This window comes from Stutzerimonas stutzeri (genome assembly GCF_002890895.1).
Lineage (GTDB): Bacteria > Pseudomonadota > Gammaproteobacteria > Pseudomonadales > Pseudomonadaceae > Stutzerimonas > Stutzerimonas stutzeri_AB.
This window is the reverse complement of sequence record NZ_POUL01000021.1, coordinates 1-435: the sequence shown is the minus strand read 5'-3', so window position 1 is coordinate 435 and position 435 is coordinate 1. Positions and strand designations below refer to the sequence as shown.

Sequence of the window (435 nt, the reverse complement as noted above, 5' to 3'; positions counted from 1 at the left end):
GTGTGCGCTGATACCGACGCTGGATAGTCGCACCCGAGTGCTCGTTCTTCAGCATTCCAACGAAGCGAGCCATGCGCTGAATACAGCGCGGTTGGCGGTACTGGGGTTGCGCAATGCACAGCTGGAAGTCGGTGAATGCTTTGAGGACGACTCTGACGGCAACGAACGGAGCTACCTGCTGTTTCCCGGCGAGGGTGCCGTACCGATCAGCACGCTTGCCGCTATCGGGCGCCCCATACGTCTGATCGTGCCGGACGGCACCTGGCGCAAGGCGCGCAAGATCCTTCACATCAATCCATGGGTAGCCGCGCTGCCGCGTGTGGCGCTGCCAGATGGCCTGACTTCGCGCTATCGCTTGCGCAAGGCCCCCATGCCCGGTGCGCTGTCCACGATTGAGGCGATCGTTGCAGCACTGAACATTCTGGAAGGCCCTAG

Annotated in this window: 1 protein-coding gene; it reads left to right on the top strand. The window is 62.1% G+C overall.

Annotation, left to right across the window (positions count from 1 at the left end):
- The coding region (locus CXK96_RS20585) for a tRNA-uridine aminocarboxypropyltransferase (protein WP_258005608.1) at window positions 1-435 on the top strand (435 nt) is incomplete at both ends.